Source organism: Streptomyces sp. NPDC044061, assembly GCF_056434305.1.
Window position 1 is genome coordinate 61387 of sequence record NZ_JBWKFL010000026.1, and the last position, 15498, is coordinate 76884.

10 protein-coding genes and 1 pseudogene are annotated in these 15498 nt (G+C 67.5%); 9 read left to right on the forward strand and 2 right to left on the reverse strand.

The features are described 5' to 3' along the window. Nucleotides 1-250 precede the first annotated feature (250 nt). The 9 genes and pseudogenes from AC07CM_RS34050 (at nucleotide 251) to AC07CM_RS34090 (ending at nucleotide 12827) form a co-directional block, all read left to right on the forward strand. A complete protein-coding gene (locus AC07CM_RS34050) occupies nucleotides 251-4477 on the forward strand; it encodes a hypothetical protein (RefSeq protein WP_478880337.1) in 4227 nt (1408 codons plus the stop codon). Nucleotides 4478-4755: 278 nt separating this feature from the next. Beyond that, a complete protein-coding gene (locus tag AC07CM_RS34055; RefSeq protein ID WP_478880338.1) occupies nucleotides 4756-5352 on the forward strand; it encodes an HNH endonuclease in 597 nt (198 codons plus the stop codon). Nucleotides 5353-6053: 701 nt separating this feature from the next. Continuing rightward, nucleotides 6054-7628 carry a Mu transposase C-terminal domain-containing protein gene (locus tag AC07CM_RS34060; protein WP_478880339.1) on the forward strand — a complete coding sequence of 525 codons (1575 nt, stop codon included), beginning with the start codon at nucleotides 6054-6056 and terminating at the stop codon, nucleotides 7626-7628. Continuing rightward, the gene (locus tag AC07CM_RS34065) at nucleotides 7625-8452 is read left to right on the forward strand and encodes an AAA family ATPase (protein ID WP_478880340.1); all 828 of its coding nucleotides are present in this window, start codon (nucleotides 7625-7627) and stop codon (nucleotides 8450-8452) included. Before AC07CM_RS34060 ends, AC07CM_RS34065 begins: the two co-directional genes overlap by 4 nt. Beyond that, nucleotides 8446-9264, forward strand: coding sequence for an AAA family ATPase (locus AC07CM_RS34070; RefSeq protein WP_478880341.1), 819 nt, complete (start codon nucleotides 8446-8448; stop codon nucleotides 9262-9264). Before AC07CM_RS34065 ends, AC07CM_RS34070 begins: the two co-directional genes overlap by 7 nt. 132 nt (nucleotides 9265-9396) lie before the next feature. After that, nucleotides 9397-10104, forward strand: coding sequence for a hypothetical protein (locus tag AC07CM_RS34075; protein WP_478880342.1), 708 nt, complete (start codon nucleotides 9397-9399; stop codon nucleotides 10102-10104). Between the two features lie 121 nt (nucleotides 10105-10225). Next, nucleotides 10226-11386: a hypothetical protein gene (locus tag AC07CM_RS34080; RefSeq protein ID WP_478880343.1), complete on the forward strand. Its 1161-nt coding sequence runs from the start codon at nucleotides 10226-10228 to the stop codon at nucleotides 11384-11386. A 110-nt stretch (nucleotides 11387-11496) separates the two neighbouring features. Beyond that, nucleotides 11497-11637, forward strand: a pseudogene (locus AC07CM_RS34085) (MFS transporter); the annotation flags it as partial. A 212-nt stretch (nucleotides 11638-11849) separates the two neighbouring features. Further along, nucleotides 11850-12827: a hypothetical protein gene (locus AC07CM_RS34090; protein WP_478880344.1), complete on the forward strand. Its 978-nt coding sequence runs from the start codon at nucleotides 11850-11852 to the stop codon at nucleotides 12825-12827. 153 nt (nucleotides 12828-12980) lie between these two features. On the opposite strand, the gene AC07CM_RS34095 is transcribed toward AC07CM_RS34090, so the two are convergent. Continuing rightward, the gene (locus AC07CM_RS34095; RefSeq protein ID WP_478880345.1) at nucleotides 12981-13877 is read right to left on the reverse strand and encodes a DUF6083 domain-containing protein; all 897 of its coding nucleotides are present in this window, start codon (nucleotides 13875-13877) and stop codon (nucleotides 12981-12983) included. Between the two features lie 160 nt (nucleotides 13878-14037). Next, nucleotides 14038-14301 carry a helix-turn-helix transcriptional regulator gene (locus AC07CM_RS34100; RefSeq protein WP_478880346.1) on the reverse strand — a complete coding sequence of 88 codons (264 nt, stop codon included), beginning with the start codon at nucleotides 14299-14301 and terminating at the stop codon, nucleotides 14038-14040. Nucleotides 14302-15498: the final 1197 nt, after the last annotated feature.

Genomic DNA, 15498 nt, shown 5'->3' on the forward strand with positions numbered 1-15498 from the left:
GGTTCGCGGTTCACTGGTAAGAAGCTGCCTTTGCGCTGATCAGCAGCTATCTGTTGAGCTGATCACGATGTCAGCGGTCCGAATCTTGTGGTGACGTGAAGCCGTATCGGCCGGTGTCACCTTCACCGAACCTCCTTCGTGGCGAGCCCTGCCGTGGTCCGTCCGTTCGAGCCCACCGAAGGTGCGACGACCGGTACCTATGCGGCCCCGGGTGCCGTGCCATCAACATGCTTCCCACGACATCGGCTGGATGCCCGATGTCCAACCACCAGCCTTCGGCTACACCGGACTGCTCAAGGTTGACCGTCCGTCCGCCTTCAGCGCTACGGGCGGTGAGAATGGGCTGATGCGATACGCGTGGCGACGGTCGTTGCGACCCCTGCAGGCCGAGGGCAGTGGCCGTGGCGATGCCTTAGATGGCGGGCGGGATGCCGGCAGTCCGGTGCGGCTGGACGAGATGCGGGATGTATCGGTCGTTGTGGTGCTGGGGGAGCGCGGTGCCGGCAAGTCCGTGGCCCTGGAACAGGAGCACGGACTGCTCGGAGAACAGGGTGCAGGGGCTGCGCCCTGGCTGCATCTGGGCCGGGACGTTGCTGATACGGCCTCGGCGGGCAGCGCACTGCAGCAGCACCTGCATGGGCAAGGAGACGGGCTGTGGTACGTGCTGCTGGACGGGCTGGATGAGGGCCTGAGTGACATCCCCGGCCTCGACAGAGTCCTCCTGCTGCAGCTGCGGGCGCTGTCGGAGACACAGCGTGAAAGGCTGCGTTTGCGGATCACCTGCCGTACCACCCGCTGGCCCGAGGCGCTGGAAAGCGGGTTGCGAGGGCTGTGGCCGGAGGAGGGTCAGGTGGCGTTGATGACGCTGGAGCCTCTGACCCGGCATGACGCGGAGAGCGCGGCCTGGCAGCGCGGCCTGGATGGGGCAGCGTTCGCCGAGGAGGTGAGTGGCCGGGGCCTTGTGGCCCTGGCAGAGCAGCCCGTCACGCTGATCCCGCTGCTGGACGCTCAGGCCGAGGGAGAAGATCTTCCCAAGACGGTGGCCGAGGCTTACGACCAGGCCTGTCGCAGGCTGTGCACGGAGAATTGGCCGCAGGGGTTTGTACAGCGCCAGGAACGGCCGGCGGTGGATCACCTGCTGGAGGTGGCCCGCTGGGCGGCAGCCGCTCTGCAGTTCGGCCGCATCCCCGCCCTCGCCGACCGGGAGCTAGCGCGAGAGGATGAACTACATCTCGACAGCCTTGTCGGCCCCGCCCTTCCCGGACTCGTTCCGCAACTGGAGTGCCGCCGCCATGAACTGCTGCACCTGACCGAGTCCTCCTTGCTGACACCGGTGGGTCAGCGGCGTTGGGTGTTTGCCCATCGCAGCTACCAGGAACACCTGGCGGCGCAGTACCTGCGCGAGCGCATCGCCCCGGCGGTGCGAAGCGAGCTTTTGTGGGCAGGCAGCGGCTCGGCGCGCCACATCGTGCCGGAGCACGAGGAAGTCGCCGCCCGCCTGGCGGCCGATGACCCGGAGCTATTCGAGGATCTACTCGTCCACGACCCGCGGGTCCTTCTCCTGGCCGACCTGCCCTCGCTGTCGGCCGACTACCGGCGGCGGGCCGCCCAGGCACTCCTGGACGCAGCCCCCGACGAGGGCTTCGACCGCATCGACTTCGCGCTCCTCAAACGGCTGACCCACCCCTCTCTGTTCGCACAGCTGACCCCGTTTCTGGTCCGCGACGCCGACCCGGATCAGACGTATCTGGCTTTGTGGATCGCCGCACAGTGCCGACCAGCCCAACTAACGCCCGCCCTACTGGCGTTCGCGGAGGACACCACGCTGCCGACGCGGCTTCGCTCCTTCGCTCTGCACGCGATCGCCGAGGAGACCGTGCACGGCGACGATGTCGTTGCCAGAATGCGCGCCCTGGCCACGGACGGGAAGACCGGCGTTGCCGAAGCAGCGCTGGACCATCTGTGGCCGCGGCACCTGCCACTGACCGAGTACTTCGATCTGCTCCCCGCCCAACGGTCGTTCACCTACCGGCCAGAGCTGGAGAAGGCTATGGACCTGATTTCGGCAGAGCATGCCGAGGAGGCTCTGGCCTGGTGCCTCACAGCCCTTGAGGACCAAACCCCCAAGTCCCTGATCGCCACTGCACTGCTGGCGAGGTGCATCCACCTCATCAGCCACCCTGGCCTCGGCAGTCCGGTGCTCGGCGAGGAGCAGGCCGGCCGGGCGCTCGTCGCCCTGGCGGCCTACCCGGAGCTGTCCCACACTAGCGACGCACGCACCCCGCTCGAATACCTGCACGACTCCTTGAATGCCGTGCCCGCTCTGCGCCGCCGTCTTGCCGACTACGTCCTGCGCCACAGCAGCCAGGAGCATGTACTGGAACTCACCTTCACCACCCCGGAGGTGAGGCTGTTCCCGGACGAAGACCTGCTGTACTGGGCCGAGCGCTGGCCGGACCTGCCACAAGAGATGCGGCGTACTGCGCAGCCGCTCTTCAGCCGCAGGCAGCGGCCGGACGACGCGCGGCTGCACGAGGCCATCGAACAGGCCCGGCAGGCCGATGACGAACTCAGGAACGCCACCGCCTGGTGGGACGCGCCGCCCCCCGAGTGGCAGCTCCGCAGGCAGAAGCGCGAGCAAGAGCAGCGGCGCCGCAACACCTTCGACGAGGGCCAGTTCACGGTAGCGTTGGAGGCGGTCCACACTGCCGTCCCGGACCAGGTCCGCGCTGCCTGGCGCACGGTCCTCGGCCACCTCTACCGCACCCACGACGGTCGGCCCTCCGAAGGATCCCTCCACCTCACCGCAGTGGCTGCAGCACCGTCATGCCCGCCCAAGGGCAGCGCTCTGCACGCGAAGCTGTTCCAAGCCGCCCTGCACGTCCTGGCCACCACCCCCGCATGGAAGCCGCACGATGTCTCGGCCTGGGGCACCGAATGGACCGCCGTACCAGAGCTGACCGCGGCCGGATTCGTGTCGGCCGACTCCTGGCAAGCCGCAGTGCCCGCAACAGACATCGAGCGGTGGACCGGCTGGGCGCTCGCGCTGGCCACGATGACACCCCCCGCGCAGGAGGGGGACCTGCACCACAGCCTCTTCAAGCGGTGCGCTCGCCACGCTGGCCCCGCCTTCGAGGCCGCGCTTGCGGCATGCCTGGACCGCCTCGAGTCATACCGGCTCACCGAACTGATCCGATTCCTTCACACACTGGATGCGATGAACGCCCTCGCCGTCGTGCGGGACTGGGCCGCTGTACCCGGCCGCAGTGACGCAGCCTGGGCTGCCGTGACGGTCACCCTGTCCGGCCTCGGCGACACCCCTGCCCTCGCCCAGGTCAAAGACACCGTGGCAGCCGGCCCGCACTATGAAGGGCCAGAACCAGACCCAGGGCGCTGGATCACCGCGGCCCGCACCCTTATGTCCTATCCCGACCTGCCGGAAAGCTGGCCGCCCATTCGCCAGGCGTTCGACGATCCCGAGCTGTGCCGGGCCGTGATCGACAGCATGATCACCGGCGGCTCCGGCCATTGGCCCGCAGGCTTGGCAGAACTCGACGTAGACGATCTCGCCGACCTCTACACACGCCTGTGCGAACGGGAGGAACTGCACCGGCCCCGGACCGAGCACGAGCCCGGTGTCGCCTACAGGATCACCCGGGAAGACACCCTCCACGACCTCGCCGACGCCCTGCCCCAGCTGATCGCGGACAAAGGCACACAGCAAGCGGCCGACCACCTCAGCCAACTGACCGCCTCCACATCCCGCCACACGTCGCGGCTGCGGCGTCTGGCCCGCCGGACCGCCCGCCAGGCGGCCCAGCAACAGAGCGGGCCGCTGCTCGCCCACCAGTTGAGGAAACTGGCGGCCGACCACAGCCTGCGCGTGATCACCGACGAAGCCCAACTCCTGGACGTCGTCATGGAGGCCGTCGACCGAGTACAGGAAGCACTGTCGGGCACCAACGGGATGGCTATCCTGCTGTGGAACCGTGCCGCCGCAGCCGACTACAACGCGATGTGGCCGACATGGGAAGAAGACTTCAGTGACCTCGTCATGGGCCTGCTCAAGATCCACCTCGGCGGACGGCGCATCATCCTCAATCGCGAGGTCCAAGTCGACCGCCCAGGCGCCGGAGGAGGCCGCACAGACATTCATATTCAGGCGGCCGACCCCTCCCATGACACCGAGCCGTTCACCGTGGTCATCGAAGCAAAAGGCTGCTGGAACCGAAGCCTACCCACAGCACTGGCTGAGCAACTGGTCACCCGCTACCTGCGCCGCCCCCGCACTGCCGGCATCTTCCTCGTCGGCTACTTCGACTGCGACCAGTGGCACTCCGAGCGGCGGCAGCGCTGCTTGCCCGGCCACACTCCGCAGCAGATCGAGCACGAGCAACAGGAACTGGCCGCACAGCAAGATGCCCTCGTCCGCGCACGGGTCCTCGACTGCCGGCCTCCCGGAGCCCAGACCGCCTAACCCCCGCCCGCCCTAACCGAGGCGTGACCGGGCCGGCGCCCTTTGGAGTGGCGGCTGCACCAGCAACTCCTCGATCGGAAAATCGAGGCCAGCGCAGGCGCGGCGTCGCGACGGCGGGCGAGGAGGAGCGAGCGCCTCACATGCGGGAGCTGACTTGGGGCCGGACTTCGGTGGCCGGAATCTGTGTCCCCACGGTCCCGGTGGCGCTCCTATCGTGTGGACCTTGGGTTTCTTGCCGGGTGTCGATGGCGAGCCGGTACTACAGCAACGCTGTGATCATGGCGCTGATGGACCTGTCCCGCGGGTACTGCTACTGGCCCGCCCCGCCGTGCCCCACACCCGTGATCCGCGAAGTGAACGGGGCGCCGATGATGAATGTACAGATCGCCCACATCCGCGCCTTCGAAGCAGGTGGCCCCCGAGCCGACCCGGCCTGGCCGGGAGACGTCAACAGCTTCGCCAACCTGCTGCTGCTCTGCGAACCCCACCACAAGCTCATCGACGGGAAGTACCGTGACCGCTATCCGGTGGCGGAACTGGAGAGCTGGAAGCAGCGCCGGGAGGGCGAAAGCCTCCAGCGGTTCAAGGATGCCCGCATCCTGAGCGAAGAGGCGCTGTCCAACGCGATCGCCAAGGCACAGGCCGACCTCCTCGACCAAGTAGGGCCAGCTCTCGAAGAGTTCCGGCGGTTCGCGCCGCAGATGGCCGAACTGCTCGACATGCTCACGACCTCACTGGCAGACCCTCGAGTGCACGGCTTTGTCTTTCGCCCGACACCGTTGAGCTGCTGCACACCGCTGCTTTCCGGCTACGGGAACTTCCGGACACCGCTCCGACGCTCGCCCACGCCGCGCGGGATCTTGCCGGCGTACTAGAAAGGGCTCCCCAGATTGAGCGCGTGACAGCTGCGCTCAAGATTCAGATCGACCGCTTGGAAGAGCTGGGAGGCGGCCGACTGAGGTAAGGCTGGCCCCGCCCGTGGCCTGCCCGGCGTCGACTCGGCGGATGGCGACGAGGGCCTTCGCGCCGAGGCGCGGCTGATGCCTCATATGCGTTACGTCCTGAAGGCTGGAGGCGGGGCGGCTCTCCGAGTGCTGCGGACGGACCTGCCACGCGTTGCGTTCCGCGGGAGGTACCACGCTGTGCATGTGCATTGGCAGCGGGCCGAGGGTTCGATGCGGGGGAGTGGCGTCAGCGCGTCTACAGCTGCGGCGGGGACGTGACTGCTGCGGTGGAGCGCTGGCTAGTGGAGACGAGCCGCATGCATCCGGGCTTTTGCATCTCCGCTCTGGAGGTCCGCGGATGGAAGCCTCCCTGCGCCGGATCGCCGTCGGACGGCCGTCAACGGGGGGCGTGCCCGTAGCACTTGATCCCGGCGCTGCTGGACGAAACGAACAGGTTCCACTCGTTCTGGTGGTCGGTCGGGCCCCGGATGTACCCCCCGCTTCTAACCTCACACAGAGCATTTGTGTGCGGTGCTTGGCGGAACTACCTGGCACGCCCCCTGTTCGCCGTTGGAGGCTGTACTTGAGCGCTGCGCCGCTATTCGCCTGCTGGTCTTACAGGTTCCGCCGACGTGATCATCGTGGACGATGAGTCGGAGACGGGTCTGGATCGGCACCGCGACGAGCTGCGGCCTGCTGCGGTCCGTCAAATGCTCAGGCTGCGGGAGTCGGGGGAGCTGACCACCGCGCACATGAGGCTCATTGCCGAGTCGGTGGACGTGAGTCTGCGGCAGGCGTGGCGCTGGCTGGCCGAGGCGGAAGAGACCGGCTCACCGGAGAAGCCCGAACGCAGGCGTTTCCGGATCACCGAAGAGATCATCGATGTCCTCGCCGACTACCGGGGCAACGTCAAACGCGCCCACGAGCATCTAGTGCGTGAGGCCAAGAAGGCGGGGGAGAGGCCGATCGGCCTGACCACGCTGCACGACGCCATCGCCCGCGACCTCAACCCAGGCTTCATGGCCGGCCTGAGGGAAGGCATCCCAGCTGCCCGCGGCTTCGACCCCGCCTTCCAGCGCCCGGCGGTCGCCCGCAACCAGGTGTGGGAAGGGGACCACAAGCAGGCCCCGACCGTCGTGATGATGCCCGACAAGAAGCCGTCGAACGTGTGGGTGACGTGGTTCGAGGACCGTGGCACCAGCAACGTGATGGGCTGGGCGGTTACCGCCGGATCTGCGCACCGCGGATCGGTCCTGGCGGCTGTACGGGCCTCTGTGATGCGTGAACCCCCTTACGGGCCCGCTGGCGGGCTGCCGCACCTGGTACGGGTCGACGGCGGCTCCGACTTCATGTCCAAGACCGTCCGGCGGACCTTCGGCCTGCTCGGTGTGCCGATGCACAAGGTGCGCAGCGCCCGCCACAAAGGCGGGATCGAGCGTCTGAACCGCACAAGCATGACCCGGTTCTTCGCTGACCTGCCCCGCTACACCAAGGCACCCCTGCTTGACCACCATCGCCGCGTCGGCGACCAGGACCCGCCCCTGACCTTCGAGGCCTTCGTCGACAAGCTGCGCCAGTGGGTTGAGGAGCACAACACCCAGCACGTCCTTGAACGAACCGGGATGTCACCGCTTGAAGCATGGCTGAGCGATCCCACCGAGATCCGGCCCGAGCCCAGCCCGGAAGAACTGCGCGGCTTCATGTTGGAGAGCGACAACAAGGTCCACAAGGTCACCAGTCACGGAGTCGAGTTCCGCAACCGCTACTACATGCCCGAGAAGGGCGTGGGACGCATCGGTCTGCAACTGCGCCTGCGGTGGATGCCCCACCACGACCACGAGATCGACCTCTATACCTTCCGTGGCAACCGCTATCTCGGCCGGGCCTTCCTCAGCAACGAGGCCAGCGAGGAGATGCGCAAGGAAGTCCTCAATGACCGCGACGAGCACAGCGAGGTGCTGCGCCAGGCCCTGAAACGCTCCGCCGAACGCAGGCGGGAACGCCACCTGCCCTCCACCCAGCCCGAACTCCCCGTCCGCGCCATCCGCATGACGGAACAGGAGGCACGCGCCGAACTGGAAGGCACCACCCCACCCACACCGCCCCGACGGCGTAAACAGCCCTACCAGCCCCTGACTCCGCTCCCGCCCACCTGGCGGCGCCCCGGCCAGACCCCTGCTCCTGCAACGGAGGACGACGCATTATGACCACCGCTCCGAAACGCAAGCACATGCCCAAGCGCCGCGCTGCGCCGGACGCCGACCAGCCCGCCACGGCACCGCGCCGCCGCCCCGACCTGCGTCCGCAGTTCTTCCTCGGCCTGGAGGACTCCACCCTGGTCGCCACCGACACTCTGTTACAGATCAAGGACACCGTCATCGACACCGTCGAGTCGAAGGCCATGTCCGTGATCTACGGCGACGCAGGTCTCGGCAAGAGCTTCAGCACCTGCGCCACAATCCAGGAAATGAACCCGGATCTGATCCTTCCCTTGGACTTCGCCCGCTCCCGCCCCGGACCGAAGGACCTGCGCGAGGAGCTGTTCCACCAGATGAACCTCAGCTACAAGATGCCTGGCACCCCCACAGCGTTCGACAAGCTGCTGCGAGAGACCCTGCCGCGGCGCCCGTACGTGATCGTGTGCGACGAGGCCCAGCAGTACCGGCGAGAGAACTTCGAGTTCCTGCGCAAGCTGTGGGACAACTGCGACCCCAAGCCCGCCATTTTGTTCGTCGGCGGCCGTGAGGCCTATGAGACCCTGCAGAGCGACCCCGCGCTTGCCTCCAGGATCTACATCCGCCTGGAAATCCTGGCTATGACCGAGGAGGAGGTCCTCAAGACCATCCCCGATTCCCACCCCGTCTGGCGGGACGCCGACGAGGCACTGCTGAAGCGGATCGACATCCAGCACGCCATCGGATCCTTCCGCGAGTGGGTCAAGGTGACCAAGCACGTGCTGAAGGGCATGGAGTATTTCAGCGCCGAGCAGGTCGACGACCGCATCGTCGACTGGGCTCTGGCCCGGTGCTGACCACAGCGGCTGTGCGAGGGACGGCGGCCGTACAGCCGTTCCCCTTCGCCGACGAGCCGGCGCCCCAGGAACTGCACTTCCTCAGCCTGGCCGAGGCACGTACGGTTGCGACGCCCGGCCTCACGGCAGTCAGACACGCACTCGACGACGCCCACCAGCAGCAGCGCTTCCTGTGCGTGCTGGGCGATGCCGGTGTCGGCAAGACCTTCGCCGTCCACTCCACCGCCGTCGCCCACTTCACCGATGTGCACCTCTTACTGCGTCTGGGGGCCAATCCCAGACCGACTGATCTACGCAACCACCTGCACAACGCCCTCAGGCTGAGAGGCGAACCACCCGGAGACCCAGCAGCCGCCGACGCTCTCATTCGCGGTGCACTCGGCGCCGGGCCCCGCATCGTTGTCGTCGACGAAGCGGACCAGATGCCCGACGCTTGCTTCGAGTATCTCCGGTTCCTTCACGACGACCGTCCCAGCGGACTCTGCGTGGTCCTCATCGCCGGACAGCGCGGTGAGCGGGTCTTGCGCGGCCAGCAGATGCTCCACACCCGCACCACAGCCTGGCTGACTCTCCAGCCGGTCGTCCGCGATCAGATCCCGAGAACCATCCGAGCCCTGCACCCGCTGTGGCACACCGTGAGCCCCGATCACCTCTCAATGCTGGACGACCATTTCGCCCACGGCAGCCTGCGCCGCTGGGCCCTGCTGACCCACCACGTCCAGCGCGCCATAGCCGCCACCGGCGCCATCCACCCCGACCCTGACCTGCTCCAGCAGGTCATCCACCGCATCGACACCTCACGTCGGCCATGACCTCACCCACCCGCCCCGGTGCCAAATCGATCCCACCGCCCATCACACCCCCGCTGGACACCCACGACCACCGCACCATTCACCTCGCGGCTTACCAAGCACGCCCACCTCGCGCCCGCCACCGCTTGCCCGATGACCCAAGAACCAGCGCAGCAGCCGGACATCACTGCGCCCTCCACCGACCTGACGGCGCTTAACGAGCATTGCAGGAACCTATGCGAGACCAGCCAAGGCGCTCGCCCCGTTGACGTTGAGGAAGACACCTTGTCCCGGAGACGCAAGACGGCTTCCAGTACGCCTCACGCCCAAAACGATCGCGCCGCGACCGACGAGACTGACTATCAGCTGGCCCCGCCACTCACCGTGCTTCTCGACCCCCTGGACGATGTCACGGTCATACGGATGGCCATGGCCGCCCATCACCGCAGCACCGGTCGCATCACAGTCCACCCCACACCTCAGCCGCGCATCAACACGCTCGCCATCGACATCCTCACCCGGCTGGGGGAACCCCCCGAGATGATCAGCCTGTTAGGGAGGAGCAATGCCTGGGCCTGGGCCACCCACCAGATCCGGCACTTGACCGTCTCTCAACTCATCTTGCTACGAGCCCATTGTCTGAACAGATGGAGCTGGAACCAATTGCTGCAACTGCGTCAAAGCACTGGCCTGCACGTCGTGGCCATCTGTCACCAGCCGACACTGCCCCCCGCCATGACAACGGCCCTGCAAGAGATCAAACACAGCTGCTTCCCCGCGCACAGCCCGGCTGCCACTCTCCTGCTGGCACCTGCAACAGTCGCAGCGCGTACTCCCGTATGCATCGAGGAAGCTCGCTGAGTCCCGTACCCCTCCGCACGGACCACCCCAGCACACAGATGCGAGTACTGCGATGGACGCCCGAGTACGCCTTCCGCCATTGCAAAGATCGCTAAGGTACCCGCCCGCACCTGGAGAAGCCGTGGCCAAGGAAATCCGCTTCCCGCCCGCTCCGCCGATCACCGTGCTCCTCGACCCCGGGGACGACGTGACCGTTACACAGGCTGTTCTGGCCACCCATCAGCCCGGCGGCGACTTCATCGCGGTCCACCCATCGCCCCGGATGCGCAGCGCTACGCTCGCCTTCGACATCCTTGCTGCACTCGGCAAACCGCCGGTGCTTCCCGGCAACTGGGCCGGAGCAGGCGCGCCGGCCTGGAATGTCGCCGGTGCTTGGATCCTCACACGACCGGTCTCCCGGCTCGCATTGCTGCGAGCACACCTGCTGGATGCCACCTGCTGGAAAGACCTGCTGAACTTGCGCCGCCGCACCGGCCTGCACCTGGTGACCGTCTGCCACCAGCCCGCCATGCCCACCGTCATGCGCATGGCACTGCGCCAGGTCGAGCACACCTGTCTCTCCGTCCACAGCCAACGCGCAGTCCACCTCCTCGCACCGCCGCCTGCGAAGCCGACCCCCCACATCTCCATCGCAGAAAGCCGCTGGGTCACGCTGCCCTCCCTCGCCTACCTGGCGCTCGACCTAAAGGCAGGCTTTCCGCCCTGCCGCTGCGTCCCCCGCCACACCGGCCACCGCACCGGGCGACACGGCAACCTCGCTCTGAGGGAGCCCTCCGCCTACGCGCTAGCCCAGATCACCCACCGGCTAGCCACCCGCACCGCCCACCCACAGCTCGCCGCAGCGCTGGCCACCGCCATCATTACCGCGGCCCCCGCCGAGCAACTGGGAACCGTCCATCTCGACCACCTCAACGCTGACGCCACCGCCCTCACGCTCCACGACCGTCACGGCGCCCGGCCGCAGCCCATCGGCTACGGCTGCACCGTCTACCCCATCCCGCCCTGGGCCAGACCGTTCCTGCAGGCCGCAGCCAACCTTCTGCACCTGTCCCCACCCGGCGCCGGGATAGGGCGCCTTCTGAGTGGCCTGCCCCGCGACTGGCTGTCGCTCACCGACTTCGCCGAGACCTGCCGGCTGAGGCCTCCCCAGCCCGCACGACCCCGTCGGCGCGCCAAAAGCCGCCACATCTCTCCTCGAACAGTGCAGTGGTTCCACGGCATCGTGCCGGAGCCACACGCATACGTCTCCTACCAGCGATGGTTGAATTCACCGGACCTCTGACGTCAACCCACGGCCCGCTGCCGGCGTACGGCTTGAAGTGCAGAGTCACGTACGCGTGAACGTGCAGAGGAATGCGGTGTGCCTGCGTACCGGACGTTGCTATCTGACGCGAGGTCGCGGGTGACTTCGCAGTCTCCATCTCCACGGCCGACCTGCTCGTGACCGGATATGCCCTCGGCGTGGGGATCGGCGCACCGCTGATGACTGTGCTCGGCACCAAGGTCCCGCGCAAGCGGATGCTGATGCTCCTCTGTCCTGGGTGTCACCTCTCTGCGCGGTGGAACGGTTGCGGTGTCGGACTCCGCGCGTGCGAGGAGTAGTTCCTGGTCGAGGAAGGCGCGAGTGCAAGACCATCTCTGTAGGCACGCACCCTCTCGCAGGACTCCCAATCTGCGTCCCCTACCGCGACTCAGGCCTGGTAGCCGGCCGGACACGGCTTGTGCCTCGTGCCATCGTTGGCTGCATGGACGATGCGGATGGCAATAGGAAGCGCCTACCTCTTGAGGCGTACCCGGGCTACCTCGGCTATGCGGCCAACGGCGGTGGACGGTTCATCGTGGCGATGCACGCTGACTGGCCGGTGTACCCGTGCCCGCCCGGAGACGGACACGCGCTCTACGACCTGGCCCAATTTCCTGAGGGAGTCGAATTCGTTCCTGTAGACGACATTGACCGTTGTCTCCTTTTCGAAGCGCGAGGCTACGGTGAACGCAACCCCCAGGGGCAAGACCGCTACTACGTCGCCTGCTGGCATGAAGACTTGATGCCCCTGGCCGACGTCGGCTTGCTGGCCGGGATGCGGTTCGTAACCGAACGGGAACGTGAGATCGCGCGGCGCGAAGCGCTTCGCAAGGATTACCGCGCCGCGGGGTGGAGCGGTCCCGGCGACCCCCTGGACAGCCTGATGGCCACGGTGGGCGGAAGGGAAGTACCGGTCTCCTTCTTGCCACTCGACACATACGACGGGGACGAAGAGGACGATGGCTATGTTGCGGCCCGCGACTGGCCCCTGATTTTCCCTGGGGACAAGGTCGTCGTGACAGCAGCCGGCTGGGAGCAGGTCAACAACACACTCGCTGACGCGAGAATTCAGTTTCCGCCCGACCTCAGCTACGTCCCAGATCTGATCAACATGGGTCTCTACGACACGGCGATTCGGGACATCGCCGTCACCCTCGAGTCCCGCCTACGAGGCGCCCTCGGAGGCGAAGCCTACGGTCAACGACTTGCCGAAGACTTTATCCGTGACCTCCTGGACCGTGCCGAACAGCCAACCTCGCTGGCCAAGGTCTATCGGCTCCGCCTTCGGACCTTCTTCAAATTCATCCGCAACGACTACGCCCACCAGCGCGTGGAACTGTCGCGCCCTCAAGCCCTCGCTCTCATCGCGCACGTCACCATGATCCTCAACGACATCCAGGAGCTACTGGAGGACCAGTAGAGCCCGCAGCCATACGAGCGGCGTCCAGCGCACTGTCGGCACTGAGTTCGCACGCGGGCCCCACCAGTGGATGCGTCAACATCAAAGGACACCATCTCCCAGAGCAGCACCCTTCAACAGCGCGGGTGAGTTCGAGGGCGTGCTGGAAGGGCGTCATGCTCGGTCTGCCTCGTGTGTTCTGCCCGTGAGGCCTGGGCGTCGGGTGCGGGCGGGAAGGCGGTTGTGGATGTGCTCGTGGTGGCGGAGGGGATCGAAGGGCTCCCAGTCGGCCACCGCCAGGTCGGCGGCCGTGGGGATGGCGGCGTGCTGCAGGCAGCGCTGGGCGCGCCAACGCAGCTGTTCGGCGTACGGGATGGCGCTGAGGTCGTAGACGGCCATGACCGCGGCGGGCAGGGCCAGCTGCCCGATCGTCGCGGTGGCCGGCACCAGTGTCCAGGTGCCGACCGGGGCATTGAGGGAGATGAGCGTGTTGGTGCAGCGGTGACGGCGCCGGGTCTGGGCGATGCACTGGATCTCGTCCACTGGGCGGGCGGCCAGGTAGCGCACGTACAGCAGTTGCACGATGGGGCGGGCCGGGCGGCAGGCCGCCGAGTCCCTTTGCTGGGGTGCCGGGCTGTCCAGGGAGGCTGGGCAAGGGGTGAAGGCACCGGCGTCGATCAGACGGCGGGTGTTCACGGCGAGCGACCGGCGCAGCCCGGTCAGCTCGGGAGGCGGCGGGGGAGTGTCGCGGGCGGGACAGACGACGGCGTGCGGCAGACGGCACCAGCTGCTGCCGTCTCCACCCGGGTAAGCAACGCCGGAGCTGACATGCCAGCGGCATGCGGTGGGCACCCGGGCGGCCGGAAGTTCGTGCGGATGAAGGCGGACGGGCCGCTGAGCGCCGCGGTGGTACCACTCGATTCGGTTGCCGCACTCGCGGCACCGGTCGCCCTGACCGCAGCGCAGCAACCGGCTGACGCCGTCGGGGGATACGTGCAGGGAACGGCGCACGCGGTGGACGAGGGGGCTTCCGTCCCAGCGCCGGGCTGAGGGAGAAGGTGTGGAGCGCATGCCGGCGAACCTGTCAGCCAACACGCCGGATCCGCGGCAGCGGCTCCGCGGGATCGCCCAGTCAGCCTCATGTGGTGCGACTGGGATGCGAATGCGTGATCGCGTGTTCGAGCGGGTCTCGCCGGTTCGGGTGATCTGTGGCAGGCGCCCGGGCGGGGAGTCAGTCTTGGGCCGGGCCGGGCAGGTCGTGCCCGCGGCACAGGGTGCTGAAGAGCTTGTCGAGCGGAGTGTCCAGGGCGTGGGCGAGAGCGTGCCAGGTTTTCAGTGTGCCGATGGTGCGGCCCTGCTCGATCTCGATGAGGGTGCGTCTGGCCAGGCCGCTGCGGGCGGCGAGCTCGTCGTAAGTCCACCCGCGAGTGGCCCGCAGGCGCGCGAGCTCCAGCCGCAGCGCGTTGAGGTCCGGATCGGGCGGCAAGAACGTCACCCGTCCATCCGACGGTGCAGACCCTTGCCCTGTCAGTGCAGACCTCTGCCCTATTTCTGCAGGTCGTGCACGCCGCGTCAGGGCAGTGGTCTGCACTATGGTGGCCGCCGCCCCAGCACCCGCTAGGGAACCGGCGCGCACGACAGGAGGAACACGCGCCCATGAGGCTGCGCACAGCATGTCCAGCACTGCCACGCACCTGGACCGTCGAACTGCGCCTGTACCCCAGCGGCCTCGCCGTCGTCTGCCGACAATGCCCGCCCAGCAGCCGTCAAGTCACCGCCGCCTCCGCCCGCTCAGCCGCCCTCGCCCACCTCGCGCGACACGCACGCGGCGACTTCCGCCCGCCCCACCTTCGTACCTGCCAGTGCCACGAGCGCGGCTGCCGCTGGCATCCCCGCCACCGCGGATGCGCCGGCCCCATCCGCCTTCTCCTCGCCTGCGAACGCGGCGGACGGATCTGGAGACTCGCCGACACCTGCAGCGCCTGCGCCGCAGCAACAGCTCAAGCAGCCGTCGTACCCGACATAGCCCTCACCGCACCACCCCAGCCCACATCTACACGACGCTGCAGCCGACGGCCCAGAGGACCGGACGAAAAGGCCCGAGTCCGCGACATGCTCAGCTACCTGGCCGTCACCCTTCCCAACAACACCGCGCCCCCGGCGCGCCTGCTCGCACTGCAATGCGCACTCCGGACGGACACCGCCTTGCACGTCCGATTGCCCCGCGGCATGCTCCGCAGCCTCCGCCTCGACACCCCAGACCCTTGGCGCGAACTGGAGCAGGCACGCTGGCTGCGCACGTCACTCGCGAGAACCTCCGGCGAGATCACAGCCCAGCTCTTCGACACAACCCTGCTCGGACAGGCTCCAGCGCGCCCTGACCGGCGACGTGCTGCGGACTGGGCCCTGCGTACCAGCCGCCCGTACAGGGCAGGGGTGGCCGGTGCGCTGCAGCAACTGGCCAGTGTCTACCTCGCAGCACACGCTGACACATCCGGCAACGGCCTTACCGAGCCCGATCGGATAGCACAAGCCTGCGGCCTCAATTCTGCAGAACTCTCTGATCTAATGGTTCAGTTGGCGGCATCCGGCCAGCTCAGGGAATGGCGCCGTTGCCCGTACTCGGCAGACCTCTACTGGACCCTCCGTTCCGCCAGTAGCAGGTAAGTGCCGAAGGGGGGGCGCAGCGTAA

Excerpts from the sequence above, each read along its gene's own strand:
- AC07CM_RS34050 (WP_478880337.1), top strand. The coding sequence starts at position 251 with ATGCCCGATGTCCAACCACCAGCCTTCGGCTACACCGGACTGCTCAAG.
- AC07CM_RS34055 (WP_478880338.1), top strand. The coding sequence starts at position 4,756 with ATGGCGCTGATGGACCTGTCCCGCGGGTACTGCTACTGGCCCGCCCCG.
- AC07CM_RS34065 (WP_478880340.1), top strand. The coding sequence starts at position 7,625 with ATGACCACCGCTCCGAAACGCAAGCACATGCCCAAGCGCCGCGCTGCG.
- AC07CM_RS34075 (WP_478880342.1), top strand. The coding sequence starts at position 9,397 with ATGACCCAAGAACCAGCGCAGCAGCCGGACATCACTGCGCCCTCCACC.
- AC07CM_RS34090 (WP_478880344.1), top strand. The coding sequence starts at position 11,850 with ATGGACGATGCGGATGGCAATAGGAAGCGCCTACCTCTTGAGGCGTAC.
- AC07CM_RS34095 (WP_478880345.1), bottom strand. The coding sequence starts at position 13,877 with ATGCGCTCCACACCTTCTCCCTCAGCCCGGCGCTGGGACGGAAGCCCC.